The organism is Streptomyces griseus subsp. griseus (genome assembly GCF_000720255.1).
GTDB lineage: Bacteria > Actinomycetota > Actinomycetes > Streptomycetales > Streptomycetaceae > Streptomyces > Streptomyces griseus_I.
The window spans coordinates 38,470-61,059 of record NZ_JOJE01000031.1 but is presented as its reverse complement, the minus strand read 5'-3'; the positions used below and the strand labels follow the sequence as shown (position 1 = coordinate 61,059).

The following is a 22,590-nucleotide window of genomic DNA, read 5'->3' as shown; positions in this document are numbered from 1 at the left end:
TGCCCGTACGGTCCGTCGATACGCTCAGTATCCGCCGTCCCCGGTCGACCGGCGCCCCGCGCAGCCCTCGGCTGCCGACACCCTCCGCGAACCGTCCCCGGCCACTCGAGGTGCGGGGGAGGGGAGGTCCGCCTAACGTGATCTCGGGGGGCTTCCCGGTGTTCTGCCCACCCCTGGAGTACCCCATGAGCGATCAACGTCGCGGCGCCCGCCGTTCCACGGCCGGATACCGTACGTCACTTCCCTGGCGGATCGTCACCAGCTCCGCCCAGTACGTGGACCGACGCGTCGGCTGGGACAAGCTGCCCGTGCTCCCGGGCCTGCTGACGCTCCTCGGACTGCGCGTCAGTCTCCGGCAGAAGAACCTCCACGACACCGGCCACCTGCCCTCGGTCGACGTGCCCGACCCCGCGCCCCCCTCCGGGAACCACAAGGTCAACCGGACCCCCGACGGCAGCCACAACGACCTCGGCGAGCCGCGGATGGGCATGGCGGGCACCCGCTTCGGCCGGAACATCCCGCTGGACCGGATCGCCCCGGCCACCCCCGAGGACGTACTCTCCCGGCCGAACCCCCGCGACGTCAGCCGCGCCCTGCTCACCCGCGACGAACTGGTCGCCGCCGAATCGGTCAACTCCCTGGTCGCCGCCTGGCTCCAGTTCATGATCCGAGACTGGTTCAGCCACGGTACGAGCCCCGCCGACCGGCCTTGGGAAGTCCCGCTCATGGACGACGACCCGTGGCCGGAGCAGCCCATGCGGATCATGCGGACACCGGACGACCCCACCCGCGACCCGCAGGCACCCGCCGGAACGCCCGACACCCGAGTCAACACGTCCTCCCACTGGTGGGACGCCTCGCAGATCTACGGGTCGAACGAGACCGAGCAGCTCCAGGCGCGCACCGGCGAGCTGGGCAAGCTGCGCCTGTGGGACGGCCACCAGTCCCCGGTCCCCTCCGACCCCTCCCGCGACCCCTCGAAGGTCCCCGGTTTCTGGCTGGGCCTCGCCATGATGCACGACCTGTTCGCGCGGGAGCACAACGCCATCTGCGACCATCTGCACGCCGCTTACCCCACCTGGGACGACGAGGAGCTCTTCCAGCGCGCCCGCCTGGTCAACGCCGCACTCCTCGCCAAGATCCACACCGTGGAGTGGACCCCCGCCGTGATCAGCCACCCCACCACCGTCACCGGCCTGCGCGCCAACTGGTGGGGCCTCGCGGGCGAACGCGTCCACAAGCTGTTCGGCCGGATCAGCGACAGCGAGGTCATCAGCGGCATCCCCGGAGGCGAGACGGACCACTACGGCGTCCCCTACGCCCTCACCGAGGAGTTCGTCGCCGTCTACCGCATGCACCCGCTCATCCGCGACGAGTGGCATCTGCGCTCCGCCGACGACGACGCGACCCTGCGCCACTGCACCCTGCGTGACATCTCCGGCCCGGGAGCGCTGAAGTTCCTGGAGTCCACGGACATGACCGACCTGCTCTACAGCTTCGGCACGCTCCCCCCGGGACTGGTCACCCTGCACAACTTCCCCAAGTTCCTCCAGGAGTTCCAGCGACCCGACGGACACTTCCAGGACCTCGCCGCCACCGACATCCTGCGCACCCGGGAACTGGGCGTCCCCCGCTACAACGAGTTCCGCAGGCTGTTGCGGCTCAAGCCCGCGGCGAACTTCCTGGAACTCACGGGGAACCGGGCCTGGGCCGAGGAGATCGAGCAGCTCTACGAGGGCGACATCGAGAAGGTCGACCTCATGGTCGGGCTGTACGCGGAGAAGCTGCCCAAGGGATTCGCGTTCAGCGACACGGCGTTCCGCATCTTCATCCTGATGGCCTCGCGCCGGCTGAACAGCGACCGCTTCTTCAACGAGTACTACACGCCCGAGGTGTACTCCAAGGCAGGAATGGCCTGGATCGACGACAACAGCATGGTCACCGTGCTGCTGCGCCACCATCCGGAGCTGCGCACCGCACTCGCCGGCCTGACGAACGCCTTCGTGCCGTGGAACACCGCGGGACGGCCGACCGGCTGAGCGTCGAGGCGGGCTGGCCGCCGTCGGCGCGGGACGCGGACACGTCCTGACCGCTTCTCCTGCGACGGTCGGCTCGTGCTGAACACAGGGAACAAGACCGTTCTGGACACCCGGGCGCTCAACCGCGCCATGCTCGCCCGGCAGTTGCTGCTCGACCGCGCCGACGTTCCCGTCCTCGGCGCGGTCGCGCGCCTGGGCGGGCTGCAGGCGCAGGAACCGCAGGAGCCGTTCGTCGGGCTCTGGTCGCGGCTGCGCGGGTTCGACCCGTCGGTGCTGTCGGGCCTGCTGACCGGACGACGGGTGGTGCGCACGCATCTCATGCGCCGCACGGTCCACCTCGTCACGGCGGACGACGCCCTGGCCTGGCGGGCCCGCCACGACCCCATGCTGCGCCAACGGGTACTCGGCACCTACCGCCGCGAACTGGCCGGGGTCGACCTCGACGAACTCGCCGCGGCGGCCCTTGCCGTCATGGCCGACGCCGAGCCGCGCACGATGGCGGAACTGGTGCGGCCGCTCTCCGAACGGTGGCCGACGCCCGGCCCGAAGGCGCTGGGGGAGGTGGTGATCGCCGCCCTCCTCCCCATGGCCCAGCTGCCGCCGCGCGGGCTGTGGCGCACGAGGGCGGGAGTGCGCAACGTCCTGCTCTCGTCCTGGCTCGGGCGCGAGGTGGACTCGCCGTCCCCGGACGGCTCGGATCCCGTCGGTCAGGCGCTGGTCCGGCGCTACCTGGCCGCGTTCGGGCCCGCTGCCTCGGCCGACCTGCGCGCCTGGTGCGGGCTCGCCGGGCTGCCGGCCGCGGTGGCCGCGCTACGCGAGGAGCTGGTGGCCTTCCGCGACGAGCGAGGCCGGGAGCTGCTCGACCTCCCCGACGCGCCACGACCCGACCCCGGAATCCCCGCACCCGTGCGGTTCCTCCCGGCGTTCGACAACGCGATCCTCGGCTACCACGACCGCGGCCGGATCATCGACGACGCCCACCGCGGCCTGTCGGTCACCGGAGCCCGTGTCGTCCTGGTGGACGGCCGGGTCGCCGCGACCTGGGACGTCAAGGACGACACCGTGACGGTCGCCCCGCTGCGCGCCCTGTCACGAGCCGACCGCACCTGTGTCGCCGAGGAGGCACGGGCGCTGGCGTCATTCCTCTCCGACGGCGACAGCCACCGGGTCCACATCGCCGCGTCCGCCTCCTGACCGAAGGGGCGGTGAACTCCGGTCCGTCCGGCGGTGACGGTCGGCGGCCTCACTCCGTCCGGCGGCGGCCGGCCCTCCGTATCACCGCTGTGGCTCGCTCTCCTGCCGTGGCGGAGGCGCGGGAAGGGCCGCCGTACGTCCGGGCACCGCCGTACGCCCCACGGCTGCCGCGAGCTTGCGCAGGCGGCGCCAGTCGAGGCGGGGTGGCGGCTCCGGCACGCCGGGGCGCACGCGCGGGACCCGGACGCGCAGCGCACGGCGTTCCACCCGGCAGCGGACCGGGCTGGGCAGCAGGAGGGCCTCACCGTCGAGGCCGACCTCCACGTGCGGCTCGTCGGCCTCGACGACCACTTCGTGGGCGGTGAGCACCGCCAGCCCCGCCGGGTTCGGGTCCAGCAGCAGTTCGGCCGCCTCGACGGCACTGTCCACACGGACGGCCAGCACCCCGAGCCGCCCGGAGTTCAGCCGCTCCCGGCGGCCGAACCCGAAGGGGTCGCCGGTGCGGTAGGGGTTGTTGCTGACCAGCACCGCCTGCGGGTCGGTGAGCGCGGTGTCGTCGGCCCGGACGGTCAGGCGCGGGCCGCGCTGCCGGGACAGCAGATCCGGCAACAGGCCCAACGCGGTACCCACCTTGTCGTCGCGGTAGCCGGGGCTCTGCACGACCGCCCCGTAGACCCCGAAGGAGGCGTTGTTGACGAAGGGACGGTCGTCGGCGAAGCCGAGGTCGACGCGGAGTTCAACCCCGTCGCTGAGCGCGTCCAGGCAGGTGGAGGGATCGTCGCGGTCGAGCCCGAGGTCCATGGCGAAGTGGTTGCGGGTGCCGGCCGAGATCACCAGGAACGGCACGTCGTGCTCCGCGGCGACCGCGGCGACCAGGGCCTGCGTGCCGTCGCCGCCCGCCACCCCCAACAGGTCCGCTCCCTGCGCCACCGCTGACCTCGCCAACTCCATGACGTCCTGCTGCTGTTCGGGATCGAGCAGCACGACCCGTGCGCCCAGGCCCTCGGCCTTCTCACGGAGGGAGAACCGCTCGACCTTCCCGCCGCCGGAACGCGGGTTGAGGATGAGGAAGGGGTGCCGCGGCGGAGGCGTCCGGTACTCCTTCATACGGACCGGGCGCAGACCGGTGCTGCGCAGCGCGAACCGGCCCGCCCACACGGCGAAGCACCACAACAGCGCGGAGAGTACGACCACCCACAGCAGGTTCGCCGCGACGAACAGCGCGACGACGGCGACGGGCGCGGCGACCGCCAGCAGCGCAGCGGCCACCCTGGCCGGACCGCGGCGGGACAGCGCCCACCAGAGGGCGGCGGCCGTGACGGCGAGCCCCACGACGCCGACCGCGAGGAGCGCCACGCCCCGTACCCCGCCGAAGAGGAGGGGCAGCAGCGCCGCCGTCGCCGTCGCGGCCAGCGCCGCCCTGGCCGCCCAGGCCTGCCGATGGTGCAGTCGCTCCGCCGATGCCGCTTCCATGAGCCTCTTCCGCGTGTGAGGGCCGACGCCGAACGCCGTCCCTCACCCTGCGCACAGAGGGACGCCCGACAAGATCTCATGGCGCGGGCCACACGCACCACCTTCCCCATGGCGGCCGAACGTGGTGGTCGAGGTCAGGGTCGGGTGAACGCCGTGTCCGTGACGTCGCGTTCGAGGGTGGCGTTCTGGAAGCCGTACGTACCGATGCCGGCGAGCTTGATGATGAGGCAGAAGCGGTCGGTGGAGGACAGCGAGGCGGCCACGTCGCGGTGATCGCGCTTGAGGTAGTGGATCGCGGCCTGGTTCGCCAGGGAGCTCTGGCCGCAGACCAGGAAGACCGGCCGACTGGCCTGCGGGGGTGTGAACTTGGCGACGAGGGCGTGTTCCACGTTGCCCTTGTCCCACAGGTAGCGTTCGCCGCCGACGATGAACGCGACGGATTCGGGGCCCGGGCCCCACGGCAGGATCGTGAAGCCGGGCAGGTGGGTCGCCAGGTGGCCGCCGGTGCGGACGTTGGCGTCGCCGAGCGGTCCGCCGATGCAGAACTCGGTCCGGTTGTCGTTGCTGCCGCGGAAGTCGTTGCTGGACTCGGTGACGACGTCGCTGCCGAGCTGACTGGCGAGCGTGGCCACCTCGATGATGGCGCGGATGTCCTTGTGCGTGGCGACGTCTCGCCGGTTGTGCTTGTTGCCGATGACGACCAGGCAGGTCTCGCCCGGTACGACACCGAAGAAGTCGGCCTTGCGGCGCAGCAGACGGGACCGCTTGCCGCGCTCCCAGAGCCACACACACGCCCCACCGATGAAACTGGTCGCCAGCCCGACCAGCACATTGACCACAACCGAAAGAATGGCAGCCCCCTCGCACTCGAACACCCGCGTGGAGCCCCGGCCACCGGCCCGCCCCCGCCCGGCGAAAATCCTCCACCACGGCGCCGGGCTGAGACAACCGGCCCTCAGTCCAGGGGGTTGAGGAGGAGCAGGGCGATGTCGTCGGGACGGGACGCGATGTGCCCGGCGGGCTGGACGAGGAGGTCGGCGAGGCTCTCCATGGCGCTGTTCGAGGCACTGCCGGCGTTGCGGAACACACCGTCCGCGGCATCCTCCGGGACCCAGGCGAGGAGGGCGGCCAGGTCCGCGGTGGCCTCGTCGATGTCGACGCCCGGCGTCTCGACGAGGCCGTCGGTGTAGAGGGCGAGCACGGAGCCCGGGGGCAGCTCGATCCCGGAGGTGGTGTAGTCGGCGGCGGGATCGATGCCGAGCAGCAGACCGGGGGACAGGTCCAGGACTTCCGTACGGCCGTCGGGGTGGCGCAGCAGTGGCGGCGGGTGGCCCGCGGTGGCCAGGGACGCACGGTGCCGGACGAGGTCGAGGTGGACGCAGAGGCAGCTGGTGAACAGGCCGGGCTCGAGGTCGGTCAGCAGCCGGTTGGTGCGGGCGAGCACGTTGCCCGGAGAGGCGCCGGCGGTGGCGTGGGCGTGGACGGCGGTGCGGACCTGGCCCATGAGGGCGGCCGCGGTGACGTTGTGGCCCTGGACGTCGCCGATCGCCGCGACGGCCGTGGACGCGGGGCCGCCGAACAGGTCGTAGAAGTCGCCGCCGATGCCCATGCCGCGGCCGGCCGGGAGATAGCGGGCGGCGACGTCCAGGCCGGGGATGCGGGGCAGGGCGTGCGGCAGCAGACCGGCCTGGAGGGTACGGGCCAGCTCGTCCTTGGCGTCGTAGAGGCGGGCGCGGTCCAGTGCCTGCGCGATCAGCCCGGCCAGCGAGGTCAGGATGGCGCGTTCGGCCGTGGGGAAGGCGCGGGGCCGGTCGTAGGCGAGGACCATCGAGCCGACGATGTGACCGGAGGCGATCAGGGGCAGGAAGGCCCACGCGCCCATGTCGTCCTGGTGGACGGCCGGCGGATAGGCGCGCTCGAGGTCCGCGAAGGTGCCGAAGAAGCTGGGGTGGCCCGTGGTGGCGACGCGGGCGGCCGGTGTGTCGGAGGTCAGGGGCTCCGCGTCGAAGCGCGCCAGGAGGTCGGCAGGGTAGTTGCGGTGGCCGACGATGTGCAGTCGGCCCTCCTCCGCGGTCATCAGGGCGAGGGCCTGGGCGCCGAACGCGGGCACGATCTGGTCGGCGACCAGTTCGACCACGTCCCGGGCGCCGACGGCCTCGGCGAGGGCGGCCGCCAGGTGCGTCAAGTGGTAGTGCGCGGTGGCCCCGGCCGGATCCCCGGGAGTCGGCAGCATCTCCGGGACGGCGGTCAGGGGCTGGTCTGCCGGGGCGGGCGTGATGTGGACGCTGATGCCGGAGGCGTCGGGGTAGAGCTGGAAACTCAGCCGTGTGTCCGGCGGGCGCAGGGCGGTGAAGGCCGTCGGCCTGCGGCCGATCACCGCCGCGCGGTAGCGGTCCTCGAACGCGGGGTCGCGCAGCCACAGCAGAACCTCCCACGGCCGGGCTCCCAGCAGCGAGGCGGCACCCGTGCCGAGCAGGTCTGCCGCGGCGGTGTTGGCGAAGGTGATCCGGCCGTCCAGGTCGAGCGCGCAGCAGCCCATCGGCAGGCGCTCCGTGAACTCCACCGCGGCGGCCGCGTCGACCCGCTCCTCGACAGGGAGGCGGGGCGGGGACAGCGCCCGTGGTTCGTCGGCCATCACCGGGTGGCCGCCGGCGTCGGCCTGCCGGAGCAGTCGGCCCAGGTGGCGGCAGCCGGCATCCATCAGGTCGCGCTCGTCCGCGCTGAGCTGCGGTGGATGCCAGAGAGGCCACAGCAGTACGACCCCGCCCCGCACGGTTCCGTCGTCGGTGATCGGCACGCCGGCCAGCATGAAGTCGTACGGCAGCACCAGCTGAAGCGGGGGGTAGCGGCGCGCCACTTCCTCCCGGCTGCCCAGCCACACCAGGCGTCGCTCCCGCACGGCGTCCGCCACCGGGACCGGCGCGTCCAGGGCGACCCGCGCCCATGGGGCGGCGAGCCGCGCGGACACCCCGGAGACCAGAGAGAGCCGCAGGGCCCGCTCCTCGGGCGGCAGGAGGTACAGGAGGCCCACCGAGGCACCGACCTCCTGCACGAGGCGACCGAACACATCGTCGAGCCGCTCTGCGTCACCCATACGGCGACACTATGTCCGATCTGCGGCGATGGCTCCCCGGCGCGGGGATGATCCACGTCGTCTCTAAGGGCAACATACGTCGGTGGTAGAAACCCTGAATCGGCGGCGACCGGAGAACGGGTGCATGGATGAACCCGCTCCTCAAGGCCTGTCGCCGCTGCCGTACGGCGCGTACAGGTCGAGCAGGCGGACCCGGGTCGCGTGCAGCCGGTGAGCCAGCACCCGGCCCACCCAGTGGTCCACTGCCCGCCCGAACTCCGGGTCGTCCGCGTACTCCACGCGCACGGCGACGGCGTCGAACTCATGGGCGCGCACCTGGGTCACCGCCTCCGCGCCCAGATTCCAGACGTGCGGCTCGAACAGCCATGACCAGCCGACGAGGTCGTCGTGGCCGAGGCTCTCGATGACCGGTGAGCGACGTCCGGGCACGTGCATGTCGAGCGTGACGGTGCCGCTGCGCACGATCCAGAAGCGGTCGGCGCGTGAGCCCTCCTCGAACAGGCGGGTGCCCTGTGGAATGTCGACCTCATGGGCGAAGCGCATCAAGCGTGTCCGGTGCCGGGCGGGCAGGGCCCGCAACACGCTCGGGGTGGCGGAAACGTTCATCACTGTCTCCAGAGGTGGGGCCGTCCACTCCCAGCGTCCGCCCCCGCCCGTCCCGCGGCCACCGGCCGCCGCACGGATGTGCCCCGAACGGCCCTGTCGGGTACCCGGCCGCGGAGGAAGGGTGGAACACGGACGGAACACGCACCGGCCGCACCTGTGACCGACACCGAGAAGGGACCTGCCATGTCCGTCGACACGCAGCAGGCGTCGTCCACCCGGCTCCCCGAGGAGGAGCTACGGGCGCTCGACGCCCATTGGCGCGCCGCGAACTACCTGTCCGTCGGCCAGATCTACCTGATGGCCAACCCCCTGCTCACCGAACCCCTGCGCCCCGAGCACGTCAAACCGCGACTGCTCGGCCACTGGGGCACCTCACCCGGCCTGAACCTGGTGTACACCCACCTCAACCGCGTCATCAGGACCCGCGACCGGGACGTCCTGTGCGTCTGGGGCCCGGGGCACGGAGGGCCCGCCGTGCTCGCCAACTCCTGGCTGGAGGGTTCGTACGCCGAGACGTACCCGGACGTCACACGGGACGCCGACGGCATGGCCCGCCTCTTCAAACAGTTCTCGTTCCCCGGCGGCGTGCCCAGCCACGTGGCACCCGAGACGCCCGGATCCATCCACGAGGGCGGAGAGCTGGGCTACGCGCTCTCGCACGCCTACGGGGCCGCGCTGGACAACCCCGGACTGCTGGTGGCGTGTGTGATCGGCGACGGCGAGGCGGAGACCGGACCGCTCGCCGCGTCCTGGCACTCCAACAAGTTCCTCGACCCCGTCCACGACGGCGCCGTCCTGCCGATCCTCCACCTCAACGGCTACAAGATCGCCAACCCGACGGTCCTGGCCCGCCTCCCCGAATCCGAACTGAACGCCCTCCTGACGGGCTACGGCCACGACCCGATCCACGTCAGCGGCGACGACCCGGCGACCGTGCACCGGGAAATGGCCGCCGCACTGGACACCGCCGTGGACCGGATCACCGCCCTGCAACGCGCCGCCCGCGAGGAGGGCGCGACCGAACGGCCCCGCTGGCCGGTGATCGTGCTGCGCACCCCGAAGGGCTGGACCGGCCCGGCCGAGGTCGACGGACTGCCCGTAGAGGGCACCTGGCGCGCCCACCAGGTGCCGCTGTCCGCCGTCCGGGACAACCCCGAGCACCTGCGGCAACTGGAGCAATGGCTGCGCTCGTACCGCCCCGACGAGCTCTTCGACGCCCACGGCCGCCCCGAGGAGGAGGTACTGGCCTGCGTTCCCGCCGGCACCCGCCGTCTGGGAGCCACCCCGCACGCCAACGGCGGACTCCTGCTGCGCGAGCTGCCCCTGCCGCCCCTGGAGCAGTACGCCGTTCCCGTCGACAAGCCCGGCGCCACCGCGCACGAACCGACCCGCGTCCTCGGCGAGATGCTCGAACACGTCATGCGGGCCACCGGCGAACGCCGCGACTTCCGTCTCGTCGGCCCCGATGAGACAGCGTCCAACCGGCTCCAAGCCGTCTACGCGGCCGGCGGCAAGGCCTGGCAGGCGCAGACGCTCGACGTCGACGAGAACCTCGACCGGCACGGCCGCGTGATGGAGATCCTCTCCGAACACACCTGCCAGGGCTGGCTGGAGGGCTACCTGCTCACCGGCCGGCACGGACTGTTCTCCTCCTACGAGGCGTTCGCGCACATCGTCGACTCCATGGTCAACCAGCACATCAAGTGGCTGCGCGTGACCCGGCGGCTGCCCTGGCGGGCCCCCATCTCCTCCCTCAACTACCTGCTGACCTCACACGTGTGGCGGCAGGACCACAACGGCTTCTCCCACCAGGACCCCGGCTTCGTCGACCACATCCTGAACAAGAGCCCCGAAGCCGTACGGGTCTACCTCCCGCCGGACGCCAACACCCTGCTGTCGGTGGCCGACCACGCCCTGCGCAGCCGCGACTACGTCAACGTGATCGTCGCCGGCAAACAGCCCTGCTACGACTGGCTGTCCATGGAACAGGCCAAGGTCCACTGCGCGCGCGGCGCCGGCGTCTGGGACTGGGCCGGCACCGAGGACGGCACCCGCGAACCGGACGTGGTCCTCGCCTGCGCCGGCGACGTCCCCACGCAGGAGGTCCTGGCCGCGGCCCAGCTGCTGCGCCGGCACCTGCCCGAGCTGGCGGTACGGGTCGTCAACGTCGTCGACATCGCCCGCCTGATGCCCGCCGGCGAACACCCGCACGGGATGAACGACTTCGAGTACGACGGCCTGTTCACCACCGACAAGCCGGTGATCTTCGCCTACCACGGCTACCCCTGGCTGATCCACCGCCTGGCCTACCAGCGCGCGGGGCACACCAACCTGCATGTGCGCGGGTACCGGGAGATCGGCACCACGACCACCCCGTTCGACATGGTCGTCGTCAACGACCTCGACCGCTACCGCCTGGTCATGGACGTCATCGACCGCGTCCCCGGCCTCGCGGTACGTGCCGCCGCCGTACGCCAGCGGATGGAGGACGCCCGACTGCGCCACCACGACTGGATCCGCGTCCACGGCACCGACCTCCCCGAGGTCGCCGACTGGACCTGGGACGGCTGAACGGCACCACAGGAGCCGGCCGGGGCAGCCGCCCGCCTCACTCGTCGGAGGCGATCGTCGCGCGTACGGTCGCCGCCTCCCCGGCAGGCACCTGCCAGCCGTACCGCTCGGCGATCGCCACGGCCTCGCCGAGCGCTTCCACGGCGTCCGGTGCCGAGGAAGCGGCCAGCACCCGGCCATGGGCGAACAGCAGGGAGGCCAGGTCGAAGGCGTGAGCGGCGGGTTCGGCGCTGAAGCGGTCGCGGAGCAGGGTGAGCGCCTCGCCGGTGGCGGCAGCCGCCTCCACCTGACGACCGGTGGCACGCAGGGCGAGCGCGTACTGCTTCAGCGCCTCCGCGAGGTCTGAGGCGTACACCTCGGGAGCCGTTGCCAGCAGGGCCCGGCACAGGTCCACCGCACGCAGGGCCGGGCCCAGTGCCCGCTCGGCCTCCCCGAGCCCGGTCAACGCGGCGGCCAGCACGTGGGACGCCGCGCTCAACTCGGTGTCCCGGAGGGGAATCTCGTCGCCGGACAGGGGTTCGAGAAGCCGTACCGCCTCCCGCGTGAGCGTGACCGCCCGCCGTTCGGGGCGGACGTCGATCAGGGCCCACGCCAGTGACACCGCCGAGGACGCCACGTCGAGCGCCGCCTCGGCCGCCGCGTCAGGATCGTCCTGGACGTCGGCGGCGCGTTGCCGGTGCCGGCGCAGGGCCTCCTCGCACGCCGCCACCGCGGTCTCCCGCAGGCCCTCGCGGGAGAGCACAGCGGCGTACAGGTGCAGGGCCGCGCAGAGCAGAGGCTCGGTGTCGGGGTCGTGCTCCGCCAGATCCCTGCACACCAGGACGGTCTCCTCGGCGACTTCAGGTCCCCGGTGCGAGCCTGCGTCCAGCAGCGTCCGAGTGTGCTCGACCAGCGCCTCCGCCCGGCTCTCGGACGGCAGTTGCATGGCGGCCGGGTAGTCGTGCAGGGCGACGGACTCGGCGGTCACCTCGGCGGCCTCGCGTCGGCGGCCGACGTTGGACAGGGCGGACGCCAGATGCGTCAGGTCGTGGAGGAGGACCGGCAGGTGCTCCGGGTCGTCCTCGACCAGCGACCGCGACACGAGCACCGCCTCCCGGAACGGATCGACCGCCTCAGGGCGGCGGTCCAGCGCCTTGAGGGCGGTGCCACGGGCGCGGAACACCTCCGCCAGTGCCGCCCGTGGCGGATCCATGTCGACCGATGCGGTGCGGAGCAGTTCGAGGGTGCGGTCGGACAGGTCCAGCAGCTCGCTCCAGCGGTCCAGGACCTTCAGTACGGCCGACCAGTTGGCGCCGACGCGGGCCAGATCCTCCAGAAAGACGGCGGGCTCGGTGGCCACGAACGGCGCCAGCAGCTCGTAGGCCTCCTCGTACTGTTCCAGGGCCCGCAGGTCGTCGCCCAGGTCGGTGAACAAGTTGCCCAGGACATCGACGGCCGTCGCCAACGGGAGCGTCCGGGCGGCCGGTTCGGCCGCGGCCAGCTCACGCATGATCGCCACCGACTCCTCGACGGCCCGTACCCCCTCGTCCGCTCTGCCGGCATCGCCCAGATAGTTGCCGAGGTCGCACAACGCGTCCGCCAGCGCCGGGCGATGGGTGTCGGCGAGTGTCTCGCAGCACTGACGGAGGAGGCCGACCGCTTCCTCCAGCGCCGCCACAGCAGGCTCCGGCCGCTCGTCCCAGGAGTGCTGGTTGCCCAGGTTGATCAGTGCCGAGGCCAATGAGGCCCGATGGACGAGGGGCTGACGCTCCGCCAGTCGGCGCAGCACGGTGACCGACTCCTCGGCCGCGGACAGGGCACGCGCGGCGTGCCCGCATGCGCGGAAGACCTCGACGGCGTCGGCCAGCGTGGTGGGGAGGTTGGGCAGGTGCCGGGAGGGGAAGCGGAAGGCGATCCCCCGGTAGATGTCCAGGGCCTCGCTCACCGAGCGTTCGGCCTCGGTGTGACGGCCGGCCTCCTGGAGCTGGTCGGCCAGGCTGCTGAGCGCGTCCGCCAGGTCGGGGAGGTACTGGTCGGGCGCCCGGCGGGCGAGTTCCCGGTACCGGGTGACCGCGTCCGTCGCCGCTTCGACGGCCTCGGCCCGGCGGCCGACCGCGGCCAGCGCGATCGCCAGGTTGTGGCCGGCGAGGGCGACATCGGCCTCGTGGACCGGGTTGTCCGCGGCCAGGGCCCGGTAGCGCCGAAAAGCGGAGCGGGCCGGCTCGACCGCCTCCAGCCGGCGCCCTACGTCGCCGAGTTGATTGGCGAGGTTCGTCTCCGCCATGGCGAGATCGGGGAGATACCGCTCAGGGTCGTGCTCGGCCAGCCGCTGGTAGCGGTCGATCACCTCCTGGGCGGAGTCGAGCGCCTCGGTGGCGTGGCCGGCGTCGGAGAGCAGGGCGGTGCGGGTATTGATCGACAGGGCGAGATCCGCCTCCGCGCCGGGACCGCCGGCCACCGCCAGAGCCCGCCTCCATGTGATCGCCTCCCCGATGACGTCCAGTGCCTCCTCGGGGCGGCCGACCTCCCCCAGCCGGATGGCGTGACGGTGCAGCCTGCCCGCCAGTTCGGCGGTGGCTTCGGTGGCTCCTCCCCGTGCCGCGTCGCGGGCCACGTCCGCGAGCAGCCCGGCGAGCCGTACGGCCCACCGGTCGAGCACCAGGGTCGGCCACGGGGCGGCCTCGTACAGCTCGCGGGCGAGCGGCCCGGCGGCCCCGCGCTGTCGCACCATCCCGTCCAGGACGGCGTCCAGCGCCTCGCGCAGCGGCTCGGGTTCCACCACCTGGGTGGCCGTGCGCACGGCGGGCACGGCGAGCGGGCCGGGGTTGCGCGTCACGACGTCACGCAGCCGATCCGCCACGGCGCGCTGGTGCGGTACGGCTCGGGAGAGGACGTGGAAGGCCGATTCGACCTGCCGGTCTCCGGCGGTGGGCAACAGCCACTCCAGGAGCCGCTGTTCCGTCCTGAGGACGCTGCCCACCAGGAACTCGCCGAGCCGGTCGGGTTGCAGAGCTCCCCAGTACCGTCCGTCGGAGGGATAGAGGCCGGCGAGCCAGCGCACGGCGACGTCGTGGCGGGAGGTGTTCGTACGGGTCCGAGGCAGTCGGCCGAGGGTGGCCAGAGCCTCCGTCTCGTCCCGGGCGCCGCACAGGGTCGCGGCCGTCACCAGCAGGCTCAGCTCGTCCCACGGCAGATCCGTGAGACCGAAGGCGTCCGCGGTCGACCTCCAGTGCCGGTGCTCGTGCAGGAGCAGGACCACCTCGTCGGGTTCGCCGCCGGCCGTCGGCACCGGGTCCAGGTGCTGCAACACCGCTACGAGGACCGTCATCTGAAGGTTCAGCGCTCCGGCGAAGCGCTCGTCCGTGACGTCCGGGACGGGGGCGCCGAGCGGGTCGGTGCCGGGACGCAGCTCGCGCAGCCGTTCACCGAGGTCCGACGCGGCAATCCGCGCGGCCTCGGTGCGGGCCGCGGCGGACGGTTCGAGGACGGGCAGCGGGAACGGCGCGGCGTCGGGGTCCTCGCTCAGCAGACCGCGGGCGCGGGCGTGGCCGGCGGCCGTGGACCACCACTCGCCGGCCTTGCGGGCGAGCAGCAGGATCCGGATCGGTGGTCGGCCCGGACCGGCGACGCCCTCCGCGGCCGCCAGGTCGCACAGGGACCGTAACTGACTCGTCCGGGCCTCCGCGTAGTCCAGGACGAGCAGCAACGGGACCGCGCGGACGGACAGCAGCGACCGCAGCTCGTCCAGGTCCGCGCCGTCGGCGAGGAATCCGGCGGCCCAGCCGGCCGCCGACGCCTTCTCGACCGCGGCCAGCGCCAGTCGCGTCTTGCCCTGGCCGCCGGGACCGGTGACCAGCCGGATCGCGGTGGGGTCCCTACCGTCCCGCCAGCGGGCGATCTCGGCCAGTTCCTCGTCACGGCCGTGGAAAGTGACGACGGCGGCCTCGGGCCGGAGCAGCGACACGGGCGAGTTCATGGCGTGCCCGCCGTGCGGATGCAGCACCGGCTGGAGTTCCGCTGCTCGTGGCCCGCCGTACGGCAGTCGTAGCAGCTTGCGCATCCCGGGGTCCTCCCACAGCGGGGAGAGGTCCTGGACGAAGAGGCGGCCGGCCTCGGGTTCCGGCACCGCGCGTACGACCACGCCCACCAGAAGGCCGTTGCACAGCACGCCGGAGCCCGACATGCCGCGCCACCGTGAGGCGGTCGGGTCGGGGGAGCCGGTCAGCGGGGCCGGTACCGGGCCGCGCACCCGGACCTCCCGCCACCTCGTCCTGGGCTCCGGGTCGCCGATGACGCCATCGATCTGGGCCGTGTCGCGGAACCAGGGAACTCCGTCGAGGTCGAGCACGGCGGAACCGCTGGGGAAACCCGTCGCCGTGATCGGCGCCCCGCAGGGCCCGGTGACCAGCCGTCCCCAACTCGTCACCGGCAGACCGGGAAGCCCGCCCAGGCGAGGGTCATCGCAGTGCACCACCGCGAGATCCACCACCTGTTCGCCGGGGGTTGTCTCCCCCGGAGGCACGAAGCGGTGGAACACCACGCTGCCTTTCAGCCAGTCGCGGTCTCCTGCCGCCGCCGACCGTACGAAGACCTCCCAGGTGCCCGGTTCCGGGAAGAGGTGCGCGGCGGTCAGCACATGGCCACCGGGCAGCAGCAGGCCGGATCCGATGGTCAGCCCGGGCCGGCCCGGCACACGCGCGGCGACCTCGATGACGCCCTCGTCCAACCGCTGCCCGCCGCTCACCATGGGTCCTCCGGTCTCCGCACACCGCCGGGACGCCCCGGAAGTTGCAAACAGGGGCATTGTGGCAGTGGTAGGGCCCGTCACGGGGTGGGTAGGGCTGGGGCAGGAACACGGAGGAGGGGCATGTCCGAGCAGGGTGGGGGACGGGCGGCGGTCGAGCTCGCCGAGGCGATCGAATCACTACGGGCACAACTGGAGGCCGCCCGGCGGCTGGCGCCGCCGGGGAGCCTGCGCTTCGAGGTCGGCCCGGTCGAACTCGAGTTCCAGGTGGAGCTCGTGACGGGCACCGAGATCAACGGAGGCGCCAAGTTCTACGTCCTGTCGGCCGGAGGCCGGGGCAGCCGTGAGCACCGGACCACCCACTCGGTACGGCTCACCCTGACACCGCAGGACCCGGCAGGGGGTCCGCTGGAGGTCTCCGGTACGACGGCCGGCATTCCCGCGCAGTGACCGTGCCGCGCGCCTCGGCCGCCGGACGCGCGGTCGAGGTCTACCGGCCCGACGGACCCGGCCGGTACGTCGTCGGGACGGGCTTCCTCCTCGACGGCGGCCTCGTGCTGACCGCCGCCCACGTCGTCGGCCCGGCGGGTGGCCAGGCACTCGTCCGGATCCCCGGCCGGGCCGAACCCTGGACCGGCACGGTCCTGTGGCACCGCCACGACGAACCCCGGGGCACCGGCGTCGACGCGGCGCTGCTGCGCGTCACCGAGCCCGGCTTCCGACCGCCGCGGACGCTGCCCGCGTTGGGTTGGGGGCGGCTCGCGGGTGCCACGGGCAGCCGCGAGGTCGAGGCCGTGGGTTTCCCCGCCGGCATGGAACTGCTCGTCGGGGACCGGCCGGTCTTCCGTGACAGCGCCCAGATCCTCGGCGAGATCGCGCCGGGCAGTCGCTTCAAGGCCGGCCGCTACGAGATCAGGGTGCGCACTCCGGTGCCGCCCGCCCCGCGAGGCGCAACACTGGAATCCACCGCGCCGCCCGCAACGCCCTCAGCGGCACGGCACGGCAACGGCTCCCGCTGGAGCGGCATGTCCGGCGCGGGCGTGCTCAGCGAGGGGCTGCTGGTCGCCCTGGTGGCGGTCGACCCGGGGGACCCGACCGGGGGAGCACTGACCGCCGTTCCCGTCGAGTCGATCCTCGCCGACCCGGCGGCGGCACGGCTCCTCGGCGCGGTCCGCCCGCGCAGTGTGGAGCTCGCCCCCGTGCTGCTGCCCCCGCCGACACCGCCCCGCACCCCCGCGGGACTGCTGCGGGCCGACGTGACGCCGGTCGGCTGCCACGGACGGGAGGACCTGGTCGCCGACCTCGTCCAGTGGTGCGACGACCCGGGGGAGTTCTCGCTCAGACTGCTGACCGCGCCCGGCGGCCAGGGCAAGACCCGGCTCGCGAGGGAGCTCGTGGAGAGGATGACCGACCGCGAATGGGCGGCCGGCTTCCTGGACGAGCACTCCCCGCCCGACCGCCTCGACCGGCTCGCCGGCCTTTCGCAGCCGCTGCTGCTGGTCATGGACTACGCCGAGACCCGCCCGGACCAACTCACCCGGTGCCTGAACCTGCTCCACGCGGGCACGGGCAGTGGTTCCCGCGTCCGGCTGCTGCTGCTCGCCCGTGGCGCGGGGGAGTGGTGGAACCGCGCCTGCGCGACCACGAGGGCACTGCGCGAGCTGCCGGCCGACGCGGTACGGCACCTCCCACCGCTCGCCCCCGACACGGCCTCCCGCGCCGAGGCCTTCCGACGGGCCGCGGCCGCGCTGGCACCGGCCCTGGAAGCGTTGCCGGGGATACGGGACGAGGGGCTCCGCCGCTCCGACACCGATGCTCCGCCGCCTGTACCCCGTCTCGGCGCCCCCCGCTACTCCGGCGCCCTCGCCCTGCACATGGCGGCCCTCACCGCCCTGCTGGAGCACCGGGGTCACACCGAGGGCCGGGCGGACCCGGTCGGCCCGGCGGATCGCGCGGAGGAGGACGTGTTGCTGCTCCACGAGGAGCGCTACTGGACGCAGACCGCCCCGGCCCACCGCATCGAGCATCTGCACCCCGCCACCCTCCGCCAACTGGTGGCCGCCGCCACCCTGCACCGCGCGGCCACGCACCGGGAGGCCCGCGCACTCCTGTCCGCACTCGGGTGCCTGGCGGGGGAGACCGCCAACACCCTTCTCGGCGCGGCTGTTTGGCTCCACGAGCTCTACGGCGGACCGGACGGATACTGGACGGGCCTGGTCCCCGACGTACTCGGAGCCCACTTGGTGGGGGCGACTCTCCGGGAGTTCCCGGAACTCCTGGACGAGGTCACGGAAGACATGGCCAGGGACCGGGCCGGCCACGCCCTGCGCGTGCTCTGCCGGGCCCGCGACCACTTCCCCGAACTGCGGGAACGCACCGTCGAGCTGGTCACGAACCGTCCGAGACCCATGGCCTTCGCCGCCCTCGACCTGATGACGCAGGAACCCGACGAGACGCTGGCCACGGCCCTCGATGCCGTCCTCGACGCGGTCGACTCGGGCGCCCTGGACGAGGAGTTGCCCGTCGAGCTGCTGGCCGCCGTCCCCCGCTACACCGAGGTCCTGGCCGACCGGGCCCTGCGGATGGCACGCCAGACCGTCGTCCGTCTCCGAGCCGCACCGGCCGCGCCACCGGCCCGACTGCCTGACGCCCTGCGCGCACTCGCCTACCGCCTCTCCGCCGTGGGGCTCCACACGGAGGCGGTCGCGGCCGCTGAGGAAGCGGTGCGACTGCGCGGTGGGCCGGGCCACGACCAGCCGGGCGGGAACGCCGAGCTGATCGACGTACTGCTCGGCTACGGAGCACGGCTGGACGAGGTGGGACGCCACGAGGAGGCGGCGCGGGTGGGGGACCGGCTGCTCGCGCTGATCGGGTACGTCGAACCGGTCACCGGGGCGGGACCAGAACGAGCGCGCGCGGACGAGCCCAGTGCGGACGGCCGGGAGGAGGCTGAAGGCGCGGAGGATGTCACGGTCGGACCCGAACACCTGGCCACGATCCTTCACCACCACGCCTGTTGGTGCCATCGTGCTGGTCGCTCCGCGGAGGCGCTGCGCCTGGGCGCCCGCAGCGTCGCGATCCGGAGGCTGCTCGCGGACGGCGATCCCGGGCGGCCGCCCGAGGAACTGGCGGGCTCACTCCTCAACCACGCGCTGTACCTCCAGGCGGCCGGGGCCCCGGCCAAGGCCGCCGACCCGCTGCTCGAGGCCGTCGCCACCCTGCGGCGCCTGGTGGAGGAGTCCCCGGACGCCCACCTCGCCGCGTTGGGCAGAGCCCTGCACGACCAGGGACGGCTGAACACCGCGCTCAACAGGCCGGACCAGGCCCTGGTCTGTGCCGAGGAAGCGGTATCCATCCACCGCAGACTGGCCGGCAACGGCCAGTCACGGCCCCGCACGGCGGACCTGGCCGTCGTCCTGGTCGGTCTGGCGGCCCGGCTGACCGACCAGGGAGAGACCGGCAGGGCCCTCGACGCGCTGGAGGAGGCCGTGTCCCTGCGGCGGTCCCTCGCCGCCGACGGGGAGCCTGCCTCCCTCGGCCGGCTTGCCGTCGTCCTCACCGACCACGCCGCGCTGCTGCGGCAGTCGGGGCACACCGACCGGAGCAGACGGCTGACCGACGAGGCGGTGCGCGCGCTGAACACCGCGCGCCGGGATGGATGGAACCCGTCAGGCGCGACCGCGGCCCGCATCCTCATGCACCACGCCCTCGATGTCACGGTCCAAGCCCCGGCGGTCGCTGGGGACTTGCTCCAGCAGGCGGTCACCGAGGCCCAACGCTCCGGCGCGACGGACCTGGCTCGCCGCTGCGAGGCGGCACTGACGGCCCTGGATGAGCCCGCCGGCGGCACGGCCTAGCGACTCCGACTCCCGCGTGGAATGACGGTCCGTCGGCGAAGGGGCCGACGAGGTGCCGAACAACCAGTACGCTCGGACGGAGAACACGTGGCGCCGGGCGCCACACCCGCCGAGGGGAGCACACCGTGCCAGAGCAGCCCGAGCAGGAGGAGGCGCCGGTCTCCCCGCAGCCCGCCGTCGCCGCGGCGCCCACCCCGCAGCCGCAGAAACCCGACCTCAGTGACGATGTCTTCATGATGACCGAGGTGGGCGACGAGATGGAGATCCTGCCCGACCAGTGACCGCCCACGTCCGACCCGCCACCCCGGACGGACTTCCCGCGCCGCCCTGCCCCGACCCGCGCGCGGTGCGGGTGTCCGGCCCTTCGGGCGACGGCACCGGCCATCTGCTCGACGGAGGCCTGCTGCTCACGGCGGCCCGTCTGGTCGACGGCGACGGCGACACCGTCGTGTGCCGCCTGCCCGGAGAATCCCGGCACCGGCGTTGCTCGGTCGTGTGGAGCCGGTACGACACCCTCGTCCCCGAGGCCGTACGGCTGGACGCGGCGCTGCTGCGCGTCCTCGACGACGACGGGGCCGCGCACGCGGGGGCGGCACCCGGGGCGGTGTGCCCCTTGCCGCCGCTGCGCTGGGGCCGCCTGGCGACGAGGCGCCCCGCCGTGCCCGTCCGTCTCACCGCGTTCCCGGGCCCGGGCCAGGACCCGGCCGTCCTCCACGGCACGGTCAACGCCGGATCGGCGGCGAAGGCCGGGCGCTACCACGTGACGCTCTCCGAAGCGGTGCCGCCCGCCCCCGCCGGCGGCCGCTCGCCGTGGCCGGGGGTGCCTGGTGCCGCCGTACTCGGCCAGGGACTGGTGCTCGGTGTCGTCGCCGAGGCGGTACGCGAGTCCGGGCCGGCCTGGCTGAGCGTAGTGACCGCCGAGCGACTGCTGCGCGACCCGGAGTTCCGCGTGCTGGTCGGCCCCGCAGCGCTGGAGGCGGTCGAACTCCGGTCCGCTCTGACACGACCCCCCGTCGAGGCGGCGGACACGTCGCAGTCCCCGGGACCCGGACCCCGGGAGACGGACCAGTTGGCGCGGTGGTGCGAGAAGGAGGCCCCGTTCTCGGTGCGGTTGGTCGTCGGTGCGGACGACGGCACCCTGATGCGCCTGGCCAGAGCCTTGGTGGACCTGATGGGTGGACGCGGATGGGTCACCGGGTTCGTCGCCGCGGACGCCGGAGCACCCGAGGTGGCCGCTGTCACGGACGCCTCCGTGCCCGTACTGCTCGTCGTCGACCAGGCCGACAGCCGTCCCGTGATGCTGCGCGCCCTGCTGGAGGCGGTCGCCCGGCGGACCCTGGTGGGCGCCACGAGCCCGGTCCGGCTGCTGCTCCTGTCCGCCGAGGCCGACGGCGAAGCCCAGACCGGCGTCGTGGCGGGTGGCTGGTGGTGGACGGCGCGCAGGGAGTCGCTGGTGTTGCGGGATCTGCCGCCGGACACCGTGCTGGCACTAAGCGTGGGGTCCACGTGACCCCACGCTCAGCGCCTCGGCCGGCTCAGACCGCCGGCGCCGGGTAGGTCGGGTACTCCACCCCGGAGACGTGCTGGACGACGCGGATGACCTGGCAGGAGTAGCCGAACTCGTTGTCGTACCAGAGGTAGAGGATCGCGTTGTCGCCGTCGACCTTGGTGGCGCCCGCGTCGATGATCGAGGCGTGGCGCGAGCCGATGAAGTCGCTGGAGACGGCGTCGGGGGCCGTGGTGAAGTCGATCTGGCGCTTGAGCGGCGAGGTCAGCGAGACGTCCCGGAGGTGGTCGAGGACCTCCTCGCGGGTGGTCTCGCGGCCCAGCCGCAGGCTGAGGATCGCGATGGACACGTCCGGGACCGGGACGCGGATCGAGCTGCCGGTGATCGGCGCCTTGAGGTCGGGCAGCGCCTTGGCCACGGCGGAGGCGGCACCGGTCTCGGTGATGACCATGTTGAGCGGTGCCGAGCGGCCCCGGCGGTCGGCCTTGTGGTAGTTGTCCAGCAAGTTCTGGTCGTTGGTGAACGAGTGGACGGTCTCCACGTGGCCGCGCAGGACGCCGTACTCGTCCGCCATGGCCTTGAGCGGCGGGACGATCGCGTTGGTGGTGCAGGAGGCGCAGGACAGGATCTGCTCGTCCGGCTTGATCGTGTCGTGGTTGACGCCGTGCACGATGTTCGGGACGTCGCCCTTGCCCGGTGCGGTCAGCACGACCTTGGCGACACCGGGGCGCAGGTGCTCCGACAGGCCCGCGCGGTCACGCCACTTGCCCGTGTTGTCGATGAGGATGGCGTCCTTGATGCCGTACGCGGTGTAGTCGACCTCGGAGGGGTCACCCGCGTAGATCACCTTGATCTCGTTGCCGTTGGCGTTGATCGTGCTGTTCGTCTCGTCGACGGTGATCGTGCCCTGGAACTGGCCGTGGATCGAGTCGCGGCGCAGCAGCGAGGCGCGCTTGACGATGTCCTGCTCACCTCCACCGCGCACGACGATGGCACGCAGCCGCAGGCCGTTGCCGGAGCCGGCCTTCTCGATGAGCAGCCGGGCCACGAGGCGGCCGATGCGGCCGAAGCCGTAGAGGACGACGTCACGTCCCTCGCGGCGCTCGATCTTGTTCTCCCCCGTGGCGCCGGCGACGGCGTCGGCGGTGAACTCCGCCACCGGCAGGCCGCGGTCGTCGGCCTTGTAGGTCGCGGCGAGCATCCCGATGTCGATCTGGGAGGGGCCGAGGTCGAGCGTGGTGAGGGCCTGGAGGAAGGGCAGCGTCTCGGTGACCGAGAGCTCCTCGCCGGCGATCTGCCGGGCGAATCGGTGGGTCTTGAGGATGCTGACCACCGACTTGTTCACCAGGGAGCGGCTGTGCAGCAGGACGGTCACGTCCCGCTCGCGGTGCAGCTTCCCGATCATCGGGATCATCGACTCCGCGATCTCCTCGCGAGTCTTCCAGTTGGTGAACGAGTCCTCGTTGACAGTCACAGGATTATCTTTCGAGCTAGGCGGTGCTCAGATGATAACCACACGCGATTTC

General features: G+C 72.8%; 13 protein-coding genes. 7 read left to right on the top strand and 6 right to left on the bottom strand.

The window, feature by feature from the left end; all coding sequences use genetic code 11:
- Positions 1-185: 185 nt before the first annotated feature.
- Both IG99_RS31890 and IG99_RS31885 read left to right on the top strand, forming a co-directional pair.
- Positions 186-2,039, top strand: a complete 1,854-nt coding sequence (locus IG99_RS31890) for a peroxidase family protein (protein WP_037680107.1) — start codon at positions 186-188, stop codon at positions 2,037-2,039.
- 129 nt (positions 2,040-2,168) lie between these two features.
- Positions 2,169-3,233, top strand: coding sequence for a winged helix DNA-binding domain-containing protein (locus IG99_RS31885; RefSeq protein ID WP_051866158.1), 1,065 nt, complete (start codon positions 2,169-2,171; stop codon positions 3,231-3,233).
- Between the two features lie 81 nt (positions 3,234-3,314).
- Here IG99_RS31885 and IG99_RS31880 read toward each other — a convergent pair whose 3' ends face one another.
- The 4 genes from IG99_RS31880 to IG99_RS31865 form a co-directional block, all read right to left on the bottom strand.
- Positions 3,315-4,706: a diacylglycerol/lipid kinase family protein gene (locus IG99_RS31880; RefSeq protein ID WP_051866140.1), complete on the bottom strand. Its 1,392-nt coding sequence runs from the start codon at positions 4,704-4,706 to the stop codon at positions 3,315-3,317.
- Positions 4,707-4,840: 134 nt separating this feature from the next.
- Positions 4,841-5,545, bottom strand: coding sequence for a hypothetical protein (locus tag IG99_RS31875; RefSeq protein ID WP_234312029.1), 705 nt, complete (start codon positions 5,543-5,545; stop codon positions 4,841-4,843).
- A gap of 116 nt (positions 5,546-5,661) precedes the next feature.
- The gene (locus tag IG99_RS31870; protein ID WP_037680106.1) at positions 5,662-7,800 is read right to left on the bottom strand and encodes a SpoIIE family protein phosphatase; all 2,139 of its coding nucleotides are present in this window, start codon (positions 7,798-7,800) and stop codon (positions 5,662-5,664) included.
- Between the two features lie 141 nt (positions 7,801-7,941).
- Positions 7,942-8,406: a Crp/Fnr family transcriptional regulator gene (locus IG99_RS31865; RefSeq protein WP_037680105.1), complete on the bottom strand. Its 465-nt coding sequence runs from the start codon at positions 8,404-8,406 to the stop codon at positions 7,942-7,944.
- A 183-nt stretch (positions 8,407-8,589) separates the two neighbouring features.
- Between IG99_RS31865 and IG99_RS31860 the strand changes: the two genes are divergently transcribed.
- Positions 8,590-10,977 carry a phosphoketolase family protein gene (locus IG99_RS31860; protein ID WP_037680235.1) on the top strand — a complete coding sequence of 796 codons (2,388 nt, stop codon included), beginning with the start codon at positions 8,590-8,592 and terminating at the stop codon, positions 10,975-10,977.
- 37 nt (positions 10,978-11,014) lie between these two features.
- Here the strand turns inward: IG99_RS31860 and IG99_RS31855 are convergent, their stop codons facing one another.
- Complete coding sequence (locus IG99_RS31855) at positions 11,015-15,703, bottom strand: BTAD domain-containing putative transcriptional regulator (protein ID WP_037680104.1); 4,689 nt, start codon at positions 15,701-15,703, stop codon at positions 11,015-11,017.
- Positions 15,704-15,823: 120 nt separating this feature from the next.
- On the opposite strand from IG99_RS31855, the gene IG99_RS31850 reads away from it, so the two are divergent.
- The 4 genes from IG99_RS31850 (at position 15,824) to IG99_RS31840 (ending at position 21,067) form a co-directional block, all read left to right on the top strand.
- Positions 15,824-16,150, top strand: coding sequence for a trypco2 family protein (locus tag IG99_RS31850; protein WP_037680102.1), 327 nt, complete (start codon positions 15,824-15,826; stop codon positions 16,148-16,150).
- On the top strand, positions 16,147-19,557 hold the full coding sequence (locus tag IG99_RS31845; RefSeq protein ID WP_037680099.1) for a trypsin-like peptidase domain-containing protein: 3,411 nt from the start codon (positions 16,147-16,149) through the stop codon (positions 19,555-19,557). The genes IG99_RS31850 and IG99_RS31845 overlap by 4 nt, the downstream gene beginning before the upstream one ends.
- A gap of 125 nt (positions 19,558-19,682) precedes the next feature.
- Positions 19,683-19,838: a hypothetical protein gene (locus IG99_RS49105; RefSeq protein WP_158973279.1), complete on the top strand. Its 156-nt coding sequence runs from the start codon at positions 19,683-19,685 to the stop codon at positions 19,836-19,838.
- Complete coding sequence (locus IG99_RS31840) at positions 19,835-21,067, top strand: trypsin-like peptidase domain-containing protein (RefSeq protein WP_037680094.1); 1,233 nt, start codon at positions 19,835-19,837, stop codon at positions 21,065-21,067. The genes IG99_RS49105 and IG99_RS31840 overlap by 4 nt, the downstream gene beginning before the upstream one ends.
- A 25-nt stretch (positions 21,068-21,092) precedes the next feature.
- On the opposite strand, the gene IG99_RS31835 is transcribed toward IG99_RS31840, so the two are convergent.
- Positions 21,093-22,538 (bottom strand): glyceraldehyde-3-phosphate dehydrogenase, encoded by a 1,446-nt coding sequence (locus IG99_RS31835; protein ID WP_037680092.1) that lies wholly within the window; start codon positions 22,536-22,538, stop codon positions 21,093-21,095.
- Positions 22,539-22,590: the final 52 nt, after the last annotated feature.